The organism is Amycolatopsis sp. BJA-103, from assembly GCF_002849735.1.
Classification (GTDB): domain Bacteria; phylum Actinomycetota; class Actinomycetes; order Mycobacteriales; family Pseudonocardiaceae; genus Amycolatopsis.
The window spans coordinates 6,276,246-6,294,201 of the sequence record NZ_CP017780.1 but is presented as its reverse complement, the minus strand read 5'-3'; the positions used below and the strand labels follow the sequence as shown (position 1 = coordinate 6,294,201).

20 protein-coding genes are annotated in these 17,956 nt (G+C 69.4%); 9 read left to right on the top strand and 11 right to left on the bottom strand.

The window, feature by feature from the left end; translation table 11 throughout:
• Positions 1-132: 132 nt before the first annotated feature.
• Positions 133-2,961, top strand: coding sequence for a preprotein translocase subunit SecA (secA, locus tag BKN51_RS27690; protein ID WP_101610433.1), 2,829 nt, complete (start codon positions 133-135; stop codon positions 2,959-2,961).
• Positions 2,962-3,020: 59 nt separating this feature from the next.
• Here the strand turns inward: secA and BKN51_RS27685 are convergent, their stop codons facing one another.
• The gene (locus BKN51_RS27685; protein WP_101610432.1) at positions 3,021-3,536 is read right to left on the bottom strand and encodes an Rv3235 family protein; all 516 of its coding nucleotides are present in this window, start codon (positions 3,534-3,536) and stop codon (positions 3,021-3,023) included.
• Positions 3,537-3,648: 112 nt separating this feature from the next.
• Between BKN51_RS27685 and BKN51_RS27680 the strand changes: the two genes are divergently transcribed.
• Positions 3,649-4,104, top strand: a complete 456-nt coding sequence (locus BKN51_RS27680; RefSeq protein ID WP_101610430.1) for an HAD family hydrolase — start codon at positions 3,649-3,651, stop codon at positions 4,102-4,104.
• Here the strand turns inward: BKN51_RS27680 and BKN51_RS27675 are convergent.
• Positions 4,028-4,807 (bottom strand): TrmH family RNA methyltransferase, encoded by a 780-nt coding sequence (locus tag BKN51_RS27675; RefSeq protein ID WP_101610428.1) that lies wholly within the window; start codon positions 4,805-4,807, stop codon positions 4,028-4,030. The two genes, BKN51_RS27680 and BKN51_RS27675, sit on opposite strands and share 77 nt — an antisense overlap.
• 34 nt (positions 4,808-4,841) lie before the next feature.
• Between BKN51_RS27675 and BKN51_RS27670 the strand changes: the two genes are divergently transcribed.
• Positions 4,842-6,248, top strand: coding sequence for a WS/DGAT/MGAT family O-acyltransferase (locus BKN51_RS27670; protein WP_101610427.1), 1,407 nt, complete (start codon positions 4,842-4,844; stop codon positions 6,246-6,248).
• A complete protein-coding gene (locus tag BKN51_RS27665) occupies positions 6,245-6,736 on the top strand; it encodes a DUF6912 family protein (RefSeq protein ID WP_101610425.1) in 492 nt (163 codons plus the stop codon). Before BKN51_RS27670 ends, BKN51_RS27665 begins: the two co-directional genes overlap by 4 nt.
• A gap of 74 nt (positions 6,737-6,810) precedes the next feature.
• Here BKN51_RS27665 and BKN51_RS27660 read toward each other — a convergent pair whose 3' ends face one another.
• The 6 genes from BKN51_RS27660 to rsgA form a co-directional block, all read right to left on the bottom strand.
• Positions 6,811-7,695, bottom strand: coding sequence for an NAD-dependent epimerase/dehydratase family protein (locus tag BKN51_RS27660; protein WP_101610423.1), 885 nt, complete (start codon positions 7,693-7,695; stop codon positions 6,811-6,813).
• 60 nt (positions 7,696-7,755) lie between these two features.
• Positions 7,756-8,547, bottom strand: a complete 792-nt coding sequence (locus tag BKN51_RS27655) for a hypothetical protein (RefSeq protein WP_101610421.1) — start codon at positions 8,545-8,547, stop codon at positions 7,756-7,758.
• A gap of 72 nt (positions 8,548-8,619) precedes the next feature.
• Entirely contained in the window at positions 8,620-9,300 is a 681-nt protein-coding gene (locus BKN51_RS27650; RefSeq protein ID WP_101610419.1) for a hypothetical protein, read from the bottom strand.
• 142 nt (positions 9,301-9,442) lie between these two features.
• Positions 9,443-10,315 carry a hypothetical protein gene (locus BKN51_RS27645; protein WP_101610418.1) on the bottom strand — a complete coding sequence of 291 codons (873 nt, stop codon included), beginning with the start codon at positions 10,313-10,315 and terminating at the stop codon, positions 9,443-9,445.
• A gap of 2 nt (positions 10,316-10,317) precedes the next feature.
• Positions 10,318-11,211, bottom strand: coding sequence for a hypothetical protein (locus BKN51_RS27640; RefSeq protein ID WP_101610416.1), 894 nt, complete (start codon positions 11,209-11,211; stop codon positions 10,318-10,320).
• A 60-nt stretch (positions 11,212-11,271) separates the two neighbouring features.
• Positions 11,272-12,282 carry a ribosome small subunit-dependent GTPase A gene (rsgA, locus tag BKN51_RS27635; RefSeq protein WP_101610414.1) on the bottom strand — a complete coding sequence of 337 codons (1,011 nt, stop codon included), beginning with the start codon at positions 12,280-12,282 and terminating at the stop codon, positions 11,272-11,274.
• A 101-nt stretch (positions 12,283-12,383) separates the two neighbouring features.
• On the opposite strand from rsgA, the gene BKN51_RS27630 reads away from it, so the two are divergent.
• Entirely contained in the window at positions 12,384-13,142 is a 759-nt protein-coding gene (locus BKN51_RS27630; RefSeq protein WP_101610413.1) for an SOS response-associated peptidase, read from the top strand.
• Positions 13,139-13,747, top strand: a complete 609-nt coding sequence (locus BKN51_RS27625) for an alpha/beta hydrolase family protein (protein WP_101610412.1) — start codon at positions 13,139-13,141, stop codon at positions 13,745-13,747. Before BKN51_RS27630 ends, BKN51_RS27625 begins: the two co-directional genes overlap by 4 nt.
• Here the strand turns inward: BKN51_RS27625 and BKN51_RS27620 are convergent.
• Positions 13,697-14,260, bottom strand: coding sequence for a hypothetical protein (locus tag BKN51_RS27620; protein WP_101610410.1), 564 nt, complete (start codon positions 14,258-14,260; stop codon positions 13,697-13,699). The two genes, BKN51_RS27625 and BKN51_RS27620, sit on opposite strands and share 51 nt — an antisense overlap.
• Before the next feature lie 239 nt (positions 14,261-14,499).
• The gene (ybaK, locus tag BKN51_RS27615; protein WP_101610409.1) at positions 14,500-14,976 is read right to left on the bottom strand and encodes a Cys-tRNA(Pro) deacylase; all 477 of its coding nucleotides are present in this window, start codon (positions 14,974-14,976) and stop codon (positions 14,500-14,502) included.
• 190 nt (positions 14,977-15,166) lie between these two features.
• On the opposite strand from ybaK, the gene BKN51_RS27610 reads away from it, so the two are divergent.
• Both BKN51_RS27610 and rsrA read left to right on the top strand, forming a co-directional pair.
• On the top strand, positions 15,167-15,805 hold the full coding sequence (locus tag BKN51_RS27610) for a sigma-70 family RNA polymerase sigma factor (protein WP_101613491.1): 639 nt from the start codon (positions 15,167-15,169) through the stop codon (positions 15,803-15,805).
• Entirely contained in the window at positions 15,802-16,125 is a 324-nt protein-coding gene (gene rsrA, locus BKN51_RS27605; protein WP_101610408.1) for a mycothiol system anti-sigma-R factor, read from the top strand. Before BKN51_RS27610 ends, rsrA begins: the two co-directional genes overlap by 4 nt.
• 68 nt (positions 16,126-16,193) lie before the next feature.
• Here rsrA and BKN51_RS45010 read toward each other — a convergent pair whose 3' ends face one another.
• On the bottom strand, positions 16,194-16,268 hold the full coding sequence (locus BKN51_RS45010) for a 50S ribosomal protein bL37 (protein WP_369299112.1): 75 nt from the start codon (positions 16,266-16,268) through the stop codon (positions 16,194-16,196).
• Between the two features lie 106 nt (positions 16,269-16,374).
• On the opposite strand from BKN51_RS45010, the gene BKN51_RS27600 reads away from it, so the two are divergent.
• A complete protein-coding gene (locus BKN51_RS27600) occupies positions 16,375-17,898 on the top strand; it encodes a sensor histidine kinase (protein WP_101610406.1) in 1,524 nt (507 codons plus the stop codon).
• Positions 17,899-17,956: the final 58 nt, after the last annotated feature.

Sequence of the window (17,956 nt, the reverse complement as noted above, 5' to 3'; positions counted from 1 at the left end):
GGTGCGTGCGCGAACACCGAGGTGTTCCCTACGATGGGGGTCGGACGGCGGTGCGAAACCCGGCGCCGCCGCATACGAGACTGCCCGGGATCGGCTCGGGTGCGATCACAATCAGCTAGTGAGGTCGACCGGATGGTGCTGAACCGCCTGCTCCGCGCGGGCGAGGGCAAGATGGTGAAGCGGCTGCGCAACATCGCCGATCACATCAACACTCTCGAAGACGACGTCAAGGAACTTTCGGACACCGCTCTGCGGGCCAAGACCGACGAGTTCCGTAAGCGGAACGCGGACGGCGAGTCACTCGACGACCTCCTGCCGGAGGCGTTCGCGGTGGCGAGGGAGGCGGCCTGGCGTGTGCTCGGCCAGCGGCCCTACGACGTCCAGGTGATGGGCGGCGCCGCGCTGCACCTCGGCCAGGTCTCCGAAATGAAGACCGGTGAGGGCAAGACCCTGACCCAGGTGCTCCCCGCCTATCTGAACGCGCTGTCCGGCAAGGGCGTGCACGTCATCACGGTGAACGACTACCTCGCCAAACGTGACGCCGAGTGGATGGGCCGCATCCACCGCTTCCTCGGCCTCGAGGTCGGCATCATCCTGGCCGACCAGGCCCCCGAGGTCCGCCGCCAGCAGTACGCCGCCGACATCACGCACGGCACGAACAACGAGTTCGGCTTCGACTACCTCCGCGACAACATGGCGTGGAGCCTCGAGGACTGCGTGCAGCGCGGCCACAACTTCGCGATCGTCGACGAGGTGGACTCCATCCTCATCGACGAGGCCCGGACGCCGCTGATCATCTCCGGCCCGGCCGACCAGTCCTCGCGCTGGTACGTCGAGTTCGCGCGGCTGACCCCGCTGATGAAGGTGGACATCCACTACGAAGTGGACATCCGCAAGCGCACCGTCGGTGTCAGCGAGAAGGGCGTCGCGTTCGTCGAGGACCAGCTCGGCATCGACAACCTCTACGAGGCCGCGAACACGCCGCTGGTCGGCTACCTGAACAACGCGCTGAAGGTCAAGGAGCTCTACAAGCGCGACAAGGACTACATCGTCCGTGACGGCGAAGTCCTCATCGTCGACGAGTTCACCGGCCGCATCCTGCACGGCCGCCGCTACAACGAGGGCATGCACCAGGCGATCGAGGCCAAGGAAGGCGTCGAGATCAAGGCCGAGAACCAGACTCTCGCCACGATCACGCTGCAGAACTACTTCCGGCTGTACGACAAGCTGGCGGGCATGACCGGTACCGCCGAGACCGAGGCGGCCGAGTTCCACCAGACCTACAAGCTGGGTGTGGTGCCGATCCCGACCAACAAGCCGATGGTCCGCGCCGACCAGGCCGACCTCATCTACAAGACCGAGCAGGCCAAGTTCGAGGCCGTCGCCGAGGACATCGCCGAGCGGCACGAGAACGGTCAGCCGGTGCTGGTCGGCACCACGAGTGTCGAGAAGTCCGAGCACCTGTCGAAGCTGCTGCTCAAGCTGGGTGTCCCGCACGAGGTCCTCAACGCCAAGCACCACGACCGGGAGGCGCTGATCGTCGCCCGCGCGGGGCGCAAGGGCGCGGTCACGGTCGCCACCAACATGGCGGGCCGCGGTACCGACATCGTGCTCGGCGGCAACCCGGACCTGATCGCCGACGAGGTGCTGCGCGAGCGCGGCCTCGACCCGGTGGAGCACTCCGAGGAGTACGAGGCCGCGTGGCCGAAGGTGCTCGAAGACATCCAGGCGGAGACCAAGGCCGAGGCCGACGAGGTCCGCGAGGCGGGCGGGCTGTACGTGCTCGGCACCGAGCGGCACGAGTCCCGCCGGATCGACAACCAGCTCCGCGGTCGTTCCGGCCGTCAGGGCGACCCGGGCGAGTCCCGGTTCTACCTGTCGCTCGGTGACGAGCTCATGCGCCGCTTCAACGCGACGATGGTCGAGCGGGTCATGACCACCATGCGGCTGCCGGACGACGTGCCGATCGAGCACAAGATGGTCTCCAAGGCGATCAAGAGCGCGCAGACGCAGGTCGAGCAGCAGAACATGGAGATCCGCAAGAACGTCCTCAAGTACGACGAGGTGATGAACGAGCAGCGCAAGGTGATCTACGCCGAGCGCCTGCGCGTCCTCGAGGGCGAAGATCTTCGCGAGCAGATCGAGCACATGCTGGTCGACGTCATCAACGCGTACGTCACCGAGGAGACCTCCTCGGGCTACTCCGAGGACTGGGACCACGAGAAGCTGTGGACGGCGCTCAAGACGCTGTACCCGGTCAAGGTCACCTGGGACGACCTCACCGCGGATGACGACCTCGACGCCGAAAGGCTGCGCGAGGCGCTGCTCGAAGACGCCCACCGCGCGTACGACGAGCGCGAGGTCGAGATCGACGGCAAGGTCGGCGAAGGCGCGATGCGCAGCCTGGAGCGTCAGGTCATGCTCACCGTGCTCGACCGCAAGTGGCGTGAGCACCTCTACGAGATGGACTATCTCAAGGAGGGCATCGGCATGCGGGCCCTGGCCCAGCGCGACCCGGTCATCGAGTACCAGCGCGAGGGCTATGACATGTTCCGCGCGATGCTGGAGTCGTTGAAGGAGGAGGCCGTCGGCTTCCTGTTCAACCTCCAGGTCGAGCAGGCCGAGCCCGCCGCCCCGTCGCCGGAGTCCGCGTCCGCGCTGCCCGCCGGTGTCGGCTCCGGGAACGGCCAGGCCGCCAACGGCGACGGACGGCACGCCCGTCCGACGCCGCCGCAGGGTCCGGCGACCGACACCGAATCCGTGCCGTCCGCCTTGCGGGGCAAGGGTCTCGGGGGCGGTTCGCAGTCCGGGCTGACCATGTCGGGCCCGTCCGAGGACGGCGGCGTCGAGTCGCATTCGGACAGTGCCGGCGACGACGGTGACCAGAGCGGAACCCGCCGGGAGCGTCGTGCCGCGCAGCGCGCCTCCCAGAAGAAGGGCAAGAAGGGCCCGCGCCGCTGAGACAGTGAACGAGAAGGGGGCCTTCGCCGCACGAGACAGACGCGGCGAAGGCCCCTTCGTCATGCGGCGAGCCGTAGCGCGGAAACACGTCGCGGGGGCTTCAACAGGTGGAAGCGGGTGCACACCCAGCCTGCCGGTGTCCGCTCGAAGCGCGCGGCCAAGGCGAGGAAGCGCTCGTTCTGTTCGACGGTCGCGCAGGCCTCGATGACGCCGTCCGCCGGGTGGCACAGATGGATCGACTTCGGCCGGTAGCCGCCCGGCGGACGGCGACGGCCGCGGTCGAGCAGCGCGCTGTGGAGCGCCGGGTCGAGGATCGGCCGTACCTGGACCGCCGGACGGCGCCCGTCGCAGGCTTCCAGGATGGTGGTCAGCAGCCTGCCCACCTGGCGCCCGTCCAGCGTGTCGGGTCCCTGCCCCGGCGGCGGCGTTTCCTCGAACCGTTCGCCGGACAGCGGCAGGTCCAGCGTGAGCTGGTTGTCCGGCTGCGGTACCCGGTGCAGCCGCCGCTCCGGACGGCCGTCGGGACGGCAGGGCGGTTCATACGGTTTCAGTCGTCTCAGTACGTACGAAGTCATGTGATCGTCCCCCTCCGCGGCCCCCTCGGCCGCGCCCAGCAACTAAGGGACCGGCGGTGGACCGAGGTGCGACACGAACCGCCCGAGAGGATGAACCGGGCGGTGATCGCTTGTGTACGGTGGGCCGGTGCTGAAAGGGCTGGTCATCGACTACGTCGGAGTGCTCACGGACGCCGGTGCGGACGAGCTGTACGCCTTCCTGCGGTCCGCCAGGGAGCGCGGCATCAAAACGGCCTTGCTCTCGAACGCCCCCGGCGCGTCGGACGAGGCCAAACGGACGCTGGACCCGTTCTTCGACGCGCTCGTCTTCTCCGGCGAGGTCGGCGTGGCCAAACCCGAGCGCGAGGTCTACCTGCTCACCGCGGGGCTGCTCGACCTGCCCGCCGAAAGGTGCGTGTTCGTCGACGACGCCGCCCACAACGTCCGAGCCGCGGTGGCGGCCGGGATGGCGGGTGTGCACCACACGTCGGTCGAGGAGACGTTGACCGAGCTCAGCGCCTTGTTCCCGACGCCTTGGCGCGGCGCACCAGCTCGAACGAGAGCACCGCGGCGGCCGCCGAGACGTTGAGCGATTCGACTTCGCCGGGCATCGGGATCGAAACCCACTCCGTCACCAGCTCGCCGACCTCGGCGCCCACGCCGTTCGTCTCCCCGCCCAGCACGAACGCCGCGCGCTGCGGCAGTTCGACGTCGAACACCGAGGAGCGGGCCGAAGCGCCCAGCGCGTAGATGCCGTACCCGGCTTCGGTGAGCATCTCGGCCGCCTCGCGCGCGCTGCCGCACCGCAGCACCGGCGCGCGGAACGCGACCCCGGCCGAGGCCTTGACCACCATCGGATCGAGGGCGGCGACCCCGCGCCGCGGCACCACGACACCCTCCAGCCCGGCGGCGGTCGCCGTGCGCAGGATCATCCCGACGTTCGCCGGAGTGGTGATCCCGTCGAGCAGCAGCACCCGTGACGGCGGCCTGCCGCCGGACAGCGCCGCGTGCAGCGACCGCATGCGCGGCGCGACGACGTCGGCCAGGACGCCCTGGTCCTGCTTGCCGTTCCCGGCCAGCACCTTCACGCGGTGCGCGCTCGCCCGCTGCACCGGCACCCCGGCGGCCTTGGCGGCGCGCTCGATCTCGGCGGCGTTCTGTCCCCGCACGGTGTCGGCGAGAATCACCTTGTCCACCTCGAGCGCCGCGTCGTCCAATGCCTCGAGCACCGGTTTCCGGCCGTACACCGTCAGGAACCGGTCCTTCGGCGAGATCACCGAGTCATCACCCACACCGGCGAGTGTCCCACTATGTAAGGATCGGCTCATGCCCGACCGCCTCTCCGCGCTGGACGCCTCGTTCCTGTACGTGGAAGACCACTCGACCCCGATGCACGTCGGCGGCGTGGCGATCTTCGAACGACCGCGCGACGGCTTCACCTACGAGCAGCTGCTCGACCTGATCGGGCAGCGCCTGGCGTTCCTGCCGCGCTACCGGCAGCGGGTGCTGGAGGTACCGGGTCATCTCGCCCGCCCGGTGTGGGTCGACGACGTCGACTTCGACCTCAACTACCACGTCCGCCGGTCCGCACTGCCGCAGCCGGGTTCCGACGGCCAGCTGTTCGATCTCGTGGCGCGGCTGATGTCGCGGCGGCTCGATCCGGGAAGGCCGCTCTGGGAGGCGTACTTCGTCGAGGGGCTCGCGGGGGACCGCGTCGCGCTGGTGACCAAGACGCATCAGTCCGTTGTGGACGGGATCGGCACGATCGAGCTCGGGCAGCTGATCCTCGACGCCACCCCGCAGGAGCCGGAACCGTTCGACGACAACTGGCATCCGCGCCGGGAACCGAGCCGCACCCAGCTGATCCTCGACGCGGTCGCCGAGACGGTGCAGCGGCCGACGGAACTGGTGGAGAACGTCCGCTCCATCGCCCACGACGCCACCGCGATGGCGGGCAAGGTCACCGAAACGGTCGGGGATGTCGCGTCGGCGTTGAAGACCATGGTGAATCCGGCGCCGTCCGGGCCGCTCAACGTCCGCACCTCCGGCGGCCGCATGTTCGCCGTGGTCCGCACGCGGCTGGAAGACTTCCGCAAGGTCCGCGCCGCGCACGGCGGCACGGTGAACGACGTCGTGCTGGCGGCGATCTCCGGCGCGCTGCGGGAATGGCTGCTCTCCCGCGGCTCGAACCTGACCGCGACGACCACCGTGCGCGCGCTGGTGCCGATGGCCGTCCGCGACGCCGAGACGGCGGAGTTTTCGACGCCCGCGCTGGTCGGGAACCAGGTCGACGCCTATCTCGTCGATCTCCCGGTCGGTGAGCCGAACGCGGTCCTGCGGTTGCAGCACATCGGCCACGCGATGGCGGATCACCTCGATTCGGGCCGCTCGGTCGCCGCGCGCGGGCTGCTGACGGTCGGCGGCTTCGCGCCGGCGACCCTGCATTCGCTGGGCGCGCGGGCCGCCGGGTCGATGTCGGGGCGCATTTTCAATGTGCTGATCACGAATTCGCCGGGCCCGCAGGTGCCGCTCTACGCGGGACAGGCGAAGATGGTGGAGATGTTCCCGGTCATGCCGCTGGTGCGCAATCAGGCGCTGGCGATCGGGGTCACCTCGTATCACGGCGGTGTCTACTTCGGACTGAACGGCGACCGCAAGGCCGTGTCCGATGTGGACCTGCTCGCCGGGATGATCGAGGAATCGTTGGAAGAGCTGAAGGGTGCGCACTGGTGAGGGTCTATCTACCCGGGACGATCGCGATGCTGCGCGATCTCGAAACCGCCGGTGAGTTCCGGGCGCGGAGCGGCACGGGGTTCGCGCTGACCCCGGCGTTGCGGGAGTCCTACGCCAGCGGATCCGACGAAGAACTCGAGTACGCCGCGCTGCTCGACGCCGCCAGGGCGTCGCTCCGGCTGATCGCGGCCGAGGAGAAGCCCGAGCCGCGGCGGGTGGTGATCTCGGCAGACCTCGACGAGGTCACCCTGCGCCCGGATCTCGACGCCGCCGTCGTCCGGCTGGCCGGGCCGGTGAAGCTCGCCGACGTCGCCGCGATCCACGTCGACGCGGCCGAGGCGGCCGAGTCCGTGCAGGCCGCCGCCGCCGTGATCGACCAGGCCGACCTAGGCGACCCGGACGCGGAGTTCACCCTCGGCGACGCCGAAGACCACGAACTCGCCTGGTACGCGCCCCAAGAACTCCCTTTCCTGCTGGAACTCCTGTAACCCACGCGTTTCGTCCTCTGGTTGCGGTCCTTGCGCGTGCAACTACCACAACCAGAGGACTGAACGCGGGGTGGTCAGAACCAGGACGGGCCGGGGACCGGGCGTTCGGGACGCCAGCCGGTCGCCTCGGTGAGCCGCGTCGAGACGACACGCTGCGAACGCGCCAGCACCGCCATCGGACCCACCCGGTTCGCCAGCCACTTCGGCAGCGCGCGGGCCCGGCGGACCCCGGCCGCGGCCGCCATCGCCTCGCCGAGTTCCCGCTTCCGCACCGGATCCGCTGCCAGGTTGTAGACGCCGCCCGGTGCCCGCAGCGCCGCGATCGCGCCCGCCGCCGCGTCGTCCGGGTGGATCGCCGCGGTCCAGTCGGTCCGGCGGCCGATGATCAGCGGTGAACCGCGCCGCGCGGCCGTCAGCATCATGGTGGTCATCGGGTCGTCCGAGACGAGCAGCCCGATCCGCAGCCTGATCGCGGTGCGTCCCTCGTCCGCCAGTTCCGCGATGTTCGCGTGCGCCACCGTCGAAGACGCGATGTGCCCCGTGGGCGCGAGAGGCGCGTCCTCGTCCAGTTCGCCGTCGCCGCCGTCGGCGTAGACGAACGAAATCCCTTCCTGCACCACGATTCCCAGTTCGCCGACCCGGCGCGCGGCGGCCGCGAGCGTCCGGGTGCCGTCGGTCCGCAGCCGGTCGTTCTCCGCCCAGCCCGCCGACGTCATCGCGCTCCGCCCGCCCGGGATCCGGGTCGCGACATTCACCACCGCGTCGTGCCCGCGCAGCGCCCCGGCCAGGGAATCGACGTCGAACAGCGAACCCGTCACCGGCTTCGCGCCGGTCGCGCTCACGGCCGCGACGCGGCCTTCACCGCGGGCGAGCCCGCTCACCTCGTGGCCTTCGGCCAGCAGGCGCCGCACCAGCGGCCGCCCCAGCACCCCGGTCGCCCCGATCACCATCACGCGCATGTCCGTCCTCCTGTTCGCCTTCCCCCTCTGGACGAGACGGGCGCGAGGAACGTGACAGGGTCAGCCCGCCGGGATTTCGCCGATCTCCTCCGGCGGCGGCGCCTGGATGTCCGCCTGCGTGCCCCACTCGCTGTAGCGCGTGACGATCCGGGCCATCGCGGCGTCCGGGACACCCGAAGCGGCGAGGACGGGGGCGAGGTCGAGCACGACCTGCACCGGCTGACGCGCGTCGTCGAGCCAGATCTCCATCGGGATCTTCCCGAGCTTGCCGTTCAGTTCCCCGAGAGCCTCGGCCGACAGCCCGGCGGGCAGATCACCGCCCAGCGCGGCCATGTCGATGTCCAGCCGGTAGTGCTCGGTGGACACACCGTCGAGTTCGGTACGCCCGGACTCGGTGAGCGTGCCGGCCTGCCGCGCCTGATCGAGCGCGCGGCCGGGATCGTTCTGCTTCGCCAGCTGGTCGATGTTTCCGCCGAGGACCTGGGAGAATGGGTCGGCGCCGACTGTGCCGTCCTTAGAGACCTTGACCCAGGGCTTCCCGCCGGGAACGTCCTCGCGGGCGCTCTCGGGGACCTTGGCGAAGACGGTCTTGTCGATCAGCCGGAGTTCGAGCGGTTCGCCGAGGAAGTCCGTGGTCATGGCCAGCGCGGCGACCCGGGCCTGCCCCTGGCTCTTCGAGCGCATCGTGCCCGCGGTGACGTCGGTGGCGAACTTCGCGGCCTTGCCGTCGATGGCGGCGGTGGCACCGTCGGCGAGCGCGCGGGCGTCGGTGAACGAGACGGTTTCGCCGTCACACGCACCGAGCAGCGCACCGAGGACGAGGACGACGGCGGGCAGGGCCGTTCTCCGCATGAGGACCTGCTTTCAAAGTCGGGCACTCAAGCGAAACACAGCCGGGGACCTCGCCCCGAACGGGGGAACGGCTCAGCGGCTGTCGCCGATCGCCTCGGGCGGCGGCGCGATGATCACCACGTCGGACGCCCAGCTGTCGTACTTGACCGTGGTCTTGCCGAGGTTGACCTGCACCGGACGCTGCTCGGCGTCCACCCACACCTCGGCGGGGGAACCGCCAAGGTCGAGGACGTAGTGCGTGGTGGCCGTGCCGTTCAGGTCGGCCTGCTCGGACTTGGTGATCTTGCCGGACTTCGAGATCCGGTCGATCGTGCGCGTCGGATCCAGCGTCTCGACGACGTTCGTCATCAGCTCGCCGTTGGCCGCGGACAGCGCGTCCTTGCCGTCGGCGGTGATCTTGACCCATTCCTTGTCGGTCTTGAGCTCCCGGACCTGCGCGTCGGACAGGTGGTAGTAGAGGACGCCGTCGGCGAAGATCAGGTCCCGTTTCTCGCCCGCGACCTCGGCGACCATGGAGAACTTGCTGTTCGGGCCCTCGTAGAGCCCGGAACTGGTCACCACGACCTTGCGGCCGTCCTCGGCGGTGGTCTCCAGCGCGATCTTCGACGAGCGGGCCTTCTGCGTGCCCTCGGCGGCGGCCGAAGCCAGCTGCGCCGCGTCCTTGACCGGTGGCGCCGCCGGTTTCTCTTCGCCGGAACAGCCTCCCAGCAGCAGGAGAGCGGTACAGACGGCGGCGAATCCGGTGGCACGCATAGGACTCCCTCGGGTGAATGGTCTGTACCACCACCGTAGTGCCTGGCGCGTGAATTTCCACCGTCCGATTGTCGGGGAGCGCGTGAAGGCCCCCTTCCCGCGGCTGAACCGAGGGAAGGGGGCCTTCGCGCGCGAGCGGGACCTAGATTCCCTGCTTCGCCATTTCGGCGTAGTCGCCCACCTCGGCGGCCGGAGGCGGAACGACGTTCACCGGCGTTCCCCAGTCGCTGTAGGTGTACGTCGACTTGATCTCGCCGGTCTCGCGACCTCCCACCGACTTCATCAGCGAGGTCATGTCCATGGTCATCTTCAGCGGAAGCTGTTCGGCGTTGAGCCACAGTTCGGACGGGATCCGCAGATCCTTGCCCGCGAGCCGTTCCTCGACCTTCGCCCGCTGGTCGGCGGGGATGTCGTCACCGAAGAACAGGTCGAACTGCTTCTTGGCGTCGAATTCGACGAAGTAGTGGTTCACCGGGACACCGTCGAGCTGGGTCTGCTCCGACTTGAGGACGCGGCCGGTCTTTTCGACCATCTCCAGCAGCTTCGCCGGGTCGCCCATCTCGAACGACTTCTGCAGCGCCTTCCCCATGGCCTTCGTCTGGGGGTCCTCGCTGTTCAGATCGATCTTCCCCCAGTTCTTGTCCGTCTTGAGCTGTGCCTTCTCGGACGGGGGGAGTTTGACGAACAGGGTCTGGTCGACCAGGCGCAGGATGCCGGGTTCGCCGTCGATGGTCAGGTTCGCCTCGATCTTCGAGGCGGGACCGTCGTAGTAGGCCAGCAAAGTGCCCGTGATCTTGGAGTCTCCGCGTGCGGAGTCGATGGTCGCCTTGGACGACTTGGTCTTCCGCGTCCCCTGCTTCGCGGCCTCGACGAGGCCGAGCGCGTCGGTGAACGGGGTGGCCAGCGCGAGCTCGCCACCCTTGTTCTCGGCCGGCGCGCTCGGGCGGGTGCCGCAGCCCGTGACCACGAGGGTCAGGGCCGCGGCCGCCGCGACGAGCTTGAAAGTCGGGCGCATGCTTACTGGCCGGCCTTCTTCATGATCTCCGCCATGTCGCCGACCTGGTCGGCGGGCGGCGCGGTGATGTTCACCGGGACACCCCAGTCGGTGTACTTGACCGTGGTCTTGGCGACGCCGTCGCCGGGGGCGCCCATGGCCTTCACGAACGCGGTCTGGTCCGAGACGACCTGCACCGGCAGCTGGTCGGCGTTGAGCCACAGCTCGGTGGGAATGGTGACGTTCTTGCCCTTGAGCTTCGCGTCGAGCTGCTTCAACGCCTCTGCGGGCAGCGGGATGCCGATGTCGCCCATGATGAGGGCGATGGCCTTCTCGGCCTCGATCTCGATGACGTAGTGGTTGGTCTGCTCGCCGTTCAGCTCGACCTGGTCCGACTTCGTGATCTTGCCCGCCTTCGAGACCTGCTCGAGGATGCGGGACGGGTCGCTGTCCTTGACGGCCTTCGACATCATCTTTCCGAGCAGCTGCGAGATCGGGTCCTGGCCGTCGGCCGCGATCTTCGCGTACGCCTTGTCGGTCTTCAGCTCGGCCTTGTCTTCCGCGTCGAGCTTGAAGAACAGCGCGTTGTCGATGAACAGCATGTCGAGCTTCTTGCCGTCGGCGTCCATGATCATCGAGAGCTTGCTGTTCTCGCCGTCGTACAGCCCCTGGCCGGACGCCGTGTTCTTCTCGGTGCCCGCGACGGCCTCCATCGTCATCTTCGACGACTTGGCCTTCTTGGTGCTCTCGCGGGTCAGCGCCGCGAGCTGGATCGGGTCGCCGAGCGGCGACGAAAGCGAGCTCTTCGCTTCGGAAGGAACGGGAGCAGTCGCGCCGGACTGCTTCTCGCCACCGCAGGCGGACAGCGCCAGGACGGCGGCCGTGGTGACGGCGGCGAGCATGGTTACGCGCTTCAAGTGGACCCCTCAGAAAAGTTGATCTAATCCGAACGGGTTATCGCGCGCGGGCGAAATTAGTTACCGATCGTCGTCATGTCCAGCTCGGGAGCCCAAAAGGCGACGCAAAGACTCCAAACGGTCCATACTTGCGTGACCCTCGGTGACCACGTCGTCGAGCGCGCAGTCCGGATCCGAGGGCGGCCCGAGGTGACCGCAGCCGGAGGGACACTCCTCGGCCGCCGCGGCGAACTCCTCGAACGCGAGCACGATGTCGTCGGCGGTCACGTGCGCGAGACCGAACGAGCGGATGCCCGGGGTGTCGACCACCCAGCCGCCGCCGGGCAGCGAGAGCGCGACGGCCGCGACGGACGTGTGCCTGCCCTTGCCGACCGCGCTGACCACGCCGGTCGCCAGCCCGGCGTCCGGCACCAGCCGGTTGACCAGGGTGGACTTCCCGACCCCCGAATGCCCGACCAGCGCGGTGACCCGGTCCTTGAGCCGTCCGACCAGTTCGTCCGGGAACTCGTCGTGTCGCGTGACCACGGCGGGGATGTCGAGGCCCGCGTAACCGGCGAGGAGCTCGTCCGGGCTCGCGAGGTCGGCCTTCGTCAGGCAGAGGACCGGCTTGAGGCCGCCCGCGTAGCAGGCGACGAGACATCGGTCGATGAAGCCCGTGCGCGGCTGGGGATCGGCCAGCGCGGTCACGATCAGCAGTTGCTCGGCGTTGGCGACGACCACCCGTTCGAACGGATCGGTGTCGTCCGCGGTCCGGCGGAGCACGCTGGAGCGTTCATCCACCCGGATGATCCGGGCGAGGGTGTCGGGCTTGCCGCTCACGTCGCCGACGATGCCGACGGTGTCGCCGACGACCACCGAGACCCGGCCCATCTCCCTGGCGCGCATCGCGGTGACGACGCGCTCCGGATCCGAGTCGATCGCGCAGGTCCAGCGCCCGCGGTCCTTCCCGATGACCATCGCCGTGGAGGCGTCGGCGTGCTCGGGACGACGTTTGCTGCGCGGCCTGGTGCCCTTGCCGGGACGGATCCGCACATCGGATTCGTCCAGCTTGCGCCAGTCCTTGCCAGCCAAACCGCCTCCTGCTCTTCGAACACCGCGGAACAATGATCCCATGCTGCTCGCCATCGTCTGCCCGGCGTGTAACGATGACTGTCGATTAGGGAGGTTTTCGCATGTGCGGGCGTTATGCCGCCACCAAGGACCCCGCGGCGCTGATCGACGAATTCGCCGCGGTGGACCTGACCGAGGGCCGGATCCGGACCGATCACAACGTGGCGCCGACCAAGGACGTCCCGACGGTGGTGCAGCGGCATCCGCGTGACGCCGACGGCGCGGTGCTCGAAGACGAGCCGCCCGTCCGGTCGCTGCGGATGATGCGCTGGGGCCTGGTCCCGTTCTGGGCGAAGGACCCCGGAGTGGGCTCGAAGATGATCAACACGCGTGCCGAGACGGCCAAGGAGAAGCCGTCCTTCAAGAAGGCGGTCTCCGCGCGGCGCTGCCTCGTCCCCGCCGACGGCTGGTACGAGTGGCGGCGCGACGGCAAGGAGAAGCAGCCCTTCTTCATGACCGGCCCCGGTGACGGATCGCTGGCGTTCGCCGGGATCTGGGAGACCTGGCGGCCGAAGGACGACCGGGACGCCGACCCGCTGATCACCTTCTCCGTGATCACCACGGACTCGGTCGGCAGGCTCGCCGACATCCACCACCGCATGCCGCTGCTGATGCCGCGCGAGAAGTGGGACACCTGGCTCGACCCCGACCTGCCCGACGTCACCGACCTGCTCGTCCCGCCCTCGGCGGAGCTGGTCGACACGATCGAGCTGCGGCCGGTGTCCAGCCTGGTCAACAACGTCCGCAACAACGGCCCGGAGCTGCTGGACCGGGTCGAACCCGCCGCCGACAGCGCGCTCTTCGACCTGCCGAGCTCATGACGAAACTGGAGATCGACACCGCCTACGGCCCCGCGCGGGCCGAGTTGCACTGCGCCGAGGAGGGTGTCGCGGTGCTGATGCTCGGCCACGGCGCGGGCGGCGGGATCGGGGCTAAGGATCTGGTCGCGGTCACGCGGGCGGCGCAGGCGGCCGGCGTCCACGTCGCGCTCGTCGAGCAGCCGTACCGGGTGGCGGGCCGCCGGGCTCCCGCGCCCGCCACCCAGCTCGACACCGCTTGGCTCACCGTGGCCGACGAGATCTCCGAGCGGTTCGACGATCTCCCGCTCGTGTTCGGCGGCCGGTCCTCCGGGGCCCGCGTCGCCTGCCGGACCGCCGCCGTGGGGCAGGCGGTGGCGGTGCTCTGCCTGGCCTTCCCCGAACATCCGCCGGGGAAGCCGGAGAAGACCCGCCAGGGTGAATTGGACGCCGTCGAGGTCCCGACCCTGGTCGTCCAGGGCGAGCGGGACCCGTTCGGCTTGCCCAAGGCGGGCCCGCATCACGAGATCGTGGTGCTCAAGGGTGACCACAACCTCAGCGCCGACCTCGACGGCGTGTCACGCGCGGCTTCCGAGTGGCTCGAGCGTGTGCTGAGGCCGCTCGCCTGAGAACCGCCGCCGGGCGTAGTGCACGGTGACCGCGGCCAGCAGCGGACCCCAGAGCAGCAGCGGCGCGTAACAGACGGCCATGACGACGCCGTAGACCGGCGAGTCCTCCCAGCTGCCCCGCGCCATCGACGACCCGGCCTCGTTCCAGCCGGACAACGCCTGGAGGCTCAGCAGGGTCAGGGCGATCGCGCCCGCGGCGGCCGGGACGATCGCGGCGAGCGGCGGGATCCGCCTGCCCCGCAGCCCCGGTATCCAGCGCGGCCACACCTCACCCCACGGCCGGACGAGCCCGAGGGTGAGGAAGGCGAGTGCCTCGGCGAGGAGGCTCAGCCCGAAGACGTAGGCCGTGCCCCAGCCGGGGATGCCGAATTCCGTCAGCCCTTGCGCGGTGAACCCGACCGGCACGCCGAGGCCCATCGCGATCCGCCACAGCCCGGACGGCAGGGTCGCCAGCAGCGTGGCGTGGGCGGCGAGGTTCGCCCACCTCGGCACGTCGGGCACGGTCTTGGTCATGGTGTCGCTCCCCAGGGATCGTCGTTCGCTTGCCGACGACGATTCCGCAGGTGGAGCCGGTGATCTTCCCGCCAGGGACCGAGGCGCTTCCCCCGCGAGGGTGAATCCCCACCCCGCGTTTCGTCCTCTAGTTGCGGTCCTTGCGTGTGCAAGGACCGCAACCGGTCACCTACTTGCGAGGGGCTGGGAGGGTGTGGGATCAGGGGCTTGGGTGACGATCTGGGCCAGTGCCTCCGCGGTCAGCCTGCGATGGGGGCGACGGTGGCCCCGGTGAGGCGCACCAGATCGCCCGGAGCGAGCTCGACCTCCAGACCGCGACGCCCCGCCGAGCAGTGCACGGTCTCGAACTTCTCCGCCGAAGTGTCGATCACCACCGGGAGCCGGCTCCGGTGCCCGAGCGGCGAGATCCCGCCGAGCACGTACCCCGTCGCGCGCTGAGCGGCCGCGGGGTCGGCCATCTTCGCCTTCTTCCCGCCCGAGGCGGCGGCGAGGGCCTTCAGATCCAGCTGGCCGGTGACCGGGACCACGCCGACGGTCAGCTTCCCGTCGACGTCGGCGACCAGTGTCTTGAACACCCGCGCGGGTTCGAGCCCCAGTGCCTCGACGGCCTCGAGGCCGTACGACTCGGCCCTCGGATCGTGGTCGTAGGCGTGCAGGACATGCGGCACTTTCTGCTTCGCCAGCAGCGCCGTCGCCGGGGTTCCCTTGCCTGCCATGGCCGGAGTCTACGAGGGCGCCGGGAATGCCCGACCGGGCAACACTGTTGGAACGCACGTGCCCACCACACTGGAAGCTCCCCGAATCCTGATCCCGCGCACGCCGGGCGGCCAGGTGATCCGTCCGCGCGTAAACTCGATGTCGTCTCATGCGCACAAGCGCATCGACGCCGATCGAGAAGGGAACGGTTTGCCGAGCACGCAGAATCCCGCGCCGGACACGGGCACGGACGCCGAAGAGGCGGCCGCGCGGGCCGAGCGCTTCGAGCGGGACGCGATGCCCCTGCTCGACCAGCTGTACTCGGCCGCCATGCGGATGACCCGGAATCCCGCCGACGCCGAGGACCTCGTCCAGGAGACGTACTTGAAGGCGTACGCGGCCTTCGCGTCCTTCAAGGCGGGTACGAACCTCAAGGCGTGGATGTACCGCATCCTCACGAACACCTACATCAACGGCTATCGCAAGCGTCAGCGCCAGCCGGTGCAGCAGCCCACCGAGGAGATCACCGACTGGCAGATCGCCAAGGCGGAGAGCCACACCTCCAGCGGGCTGCGCTCGGCCGAGGTCGAGGCGATGGACAACCTGCCCGACGCCGACGTCAAGGAAGCGCTGCAGAAGCTGCCCGAGGAGTTCCGCCTCGCGGTCTACCTCGCCGACGTCGAAGGCTTCGCGTACAAGGAGATCGCCGAGATCATGGACACGCCCATCGGCACCGTGATGTCCCGGCTGCACCGCGGCCGCGCCCAGCTCCGTGACCTGCTCGCCGACGTCGCCCGCGAACGGGGCTTCATCCGCGCGGGCAACCGGCAGGAGGTGGCGGGGCGATGAACGACGACTACTGCTCCGGCGCGGACGACAAGGTCAAGTGCGAGGAAGCCCTCGCCGACATCTACCTGCTGCTGGACAAGGAGTGCAGCGCCGAGCGCGACGAGGCACTGCGCAAGCACATCGAAGACTGCCCGCCGTGCCTCGAGGAATACGGCATCGACGAGCACATCAAGCAGCTGCTCGCCCGCAAGTGCGGGGGTGACCACGCGCCGGACGACCTGAAGTCCCGGCTGCGGGCCTCGATCCGCCAGACCGTGCAGACCAAGGGCGCGATCACCATCGAGCGCACCGAGGTCCGGATCGAGCAGACCTTCGAATAACCCGGCTCAAGACACACGAAGGCCCCCGTACCGGATCGGTGCGGGGGCCTTCGCTGTCTGATCGATGATCAGGAGTTGGGCTTCTTGCCGTGGTTCGCGCCGTTCTTCTTACGGTCGCGACGCTTGCGGGCGCGCTTCGACATGTTTCACTCCTCGTCCGAGTGGCCCTCGCGGGGTGGTACGACACCGCTGGGCCAGGGTCAACCTGTTCAGTGTGTCATGCGGCCCTCACCCTGCTTGGATGGGGACGTGTCCACCCTTTCCGATCTGCTCGCGGAGAACACCGGCATGTCCGGTGAAGCCGCGGACCATCTCCAGACCGTGGTCGCCGAATGGCAGCTGCTGGCCGACCTGTCCTTCGCCGACTTCCTGCTCTGGGTCGCCGTCTCGGAGGAGCTCCAGCCCGACGGCGGCGACTACGTCTGCGTCGCGCACGCGCGCCCGACGACCGCGCCGACGGCCCATCCCGAGGACGTCGTCGGCTCCCGGTTCACCGTGGACGAGCATCCGCAGCTCGCCAAGGCGAGCCGCGAGGTGCGGATCTGCCGCGAAGAGGACCCGCACTGGTACCGCGACCTGCCGATGCGCCGCGAGGCCATCCCGGTGGTGTTCGGCGGCACGGTGATCGCCGTCCTCAGCCGCGAGACCAACCTGGCGGCCTCGCGGGTGCCGAGCCCGCTCGAGATCGCCTATCTCGGCAGCGCCGGCGACCTGTGCCAGATGATCGTCGACGGCACCTTCCCCAGCCCGGGGAACCAGACGGACACGCACACCAGCCCCCGCGTCGGCGACGGCCTGATCCGCCTCGACCCGACCGGCACCGTGGTCTTCGCCAGCCCGAACGGGCTGTCGGCCTACCACCGGATGGGGCACGAATCCGACCTCGTCGGCCAGCGTCTCGCGCCGCTGACCAGGTCGCTCATCCGTGACCCGTTCGACGCGACCGAGGTGTCGCACCGGATCATCGAGGCGCTCGACGGCAAGCCCAGCAGCCGGACCGAGGCGGACTCCCGCCGCGGTGCCGTCGTGCTGTTCCGTGCGCTTCCGCTGCGCCCGGCGGGGCAGCCCGCCGGCGCGCTCGTGCTGGTGCGCGACGTCACCGAGGTGAAGCGCCGTGACCGCGCCCTCCTTTCGAAGGACGCGACCATCCGCGAGATCCACCACCGGGTGAAGAACAACCTGCAGACCGTGGCCGCGCTGCTGCGGCTCCAGTCGCGCCGGACCTCCAGCGAGGAGGCGCGGCTCGCGCTCGGCGAGTCCGTGCGCCGGGTCTCGTCGATCGCGATGGTGCACGAGGCGCTGTCCATCTCGGTGGACGAGCGGGTCGATCTCGACAAGCTGCTCGACAACGTGCTCCCGATGGTCGGCGAGGTCGCGACGGCCGAGTCCCAGGTCGGGCTTTCGCGCAAGGGCTCGTTCGGCGTCGTCGTCGCCGAGATCGCGACGCCGTTGGTGATGGTGCTGGCCGAACTGGTCCAGAACGCCATCGAGCACGCGTTCCCCGGCGGACGGCCGGGCAAGGTCGAACTCGAGGTGGAGCGGTCGGCCCGCTGGCTCGACGTCGTCATCCGCGACAACGGGCGCGGATTGCCGTCGGGTTTTTCACTGGAACGCAGCGACGGCCTCGGCCTGCAGATCGTGCGGACGCTGGTGGAATCGGAACTGCGCGGATCGCTGTCCCTTCGCGGACTTCGCGGGGAGGCAGAGGAACCCGGCGGTCGCCGGGCCGGCACCGAAGCGGCTTTGCGGATCCCGCTTTCCCGCCGGCTCTGAGTGGCCGTAGTGGACAGTCCTCTTTGATCGTCCTTTGTGGACTGTCTCACCCGGACAC

What these genes read in the sequence shown, in the direction of transcription:
- rsrA (WP_101610408.1), top strand. Translation starts at nt 15,802, where the DNA reads ATGAACGACGACTACTGCTCCGGCGCGGACGACAAGGTCAAGTGCGAG.
- BKN51_RS27645 (WP_101610418.1), bottom strand. Translation starts at nt 10,315, where the DNA reads ATGCGCCCGACTTTCAAGCTCGTCGCGGCGGCCGCGGCCCTGACCCTC.
- ybaK (WP_101610409.1), bottom strand. Translation starts at nt 14,976, where the DNA reads ATGGCAGGCAAGGGAACCCCGGCGACGGCGCTGCTGGCGAAGCAGAAA.
- BKN51_RS27630 (WP_101610413.1), top strand. Translation starts at nt 12,384, where the DNA reads ATGTGCGGGCGTTATGCCGCCACCAAGGACCCCGCGGCGCTGATCGAC.
- BKN51_RS27685 (WP_101610432.1), bottom strand. Translation starts at nt 3,536, where the DNA reads ATGACTTCGTACGTACTGAGACGACTGAAACCGTATGAACCGCCCTGC.
- BKN51_RS27660 (WP_101610423.1), bottom strand. Translation starts at nt 7,695, where the DNA reads ATGCGCGTGATGGTGATCGGGGCGACCGGGGTGCTGGGGCGGCCGCTG.
- secA (WP_101610433.1), top strand. Translation starts at nt 133, where the DNA reads ATGGTGCTGAACCGCCTGCTCCGCGCGGGCGAGGGCAAGATGGTGAAG.
- BKN51_RS27625 (WP_101610412.1), top strand. Translation starts at nt 13,139, where the DNA reads ATGACGAAACTGGAGATCGACACCGCCTACGGCCCCGCGCGGGCCGAG.
- BKN51_RS27670 (WP_101610427.1), top strand. Translation starts at nt 4,842, where the DNA reads ATGCCCGACCGCCTCTCCGCGCTGGACGCCTCGTTCCTGTACGTGGAA.
- BKN51_RS27655 (WP_101610421.1), bottom strand. Translation starts at nt 8,547, where the DNA reads ATGCGGAGAACGGCCCTGCCCGCCGTCGTCCTCGTCCTCGGTGCGCTG.
- BKN51_RS27650 (WP_101610419.1), bottom strand. Translation starts at nt 9,300, where the DNA reads ATGCGTGCCACCGGATTCGCCGCCGTCTGTACCGCTCTCCTGCTGCTG.
- BKN51_RS27620 (WP_101610410.1), bottom strand. Translation starts at nt 14,260, where the DNA reads ATGACCAAGACCGTGCCCGACGTGCCGAGGTGGGCGAACCTCGCCGCC.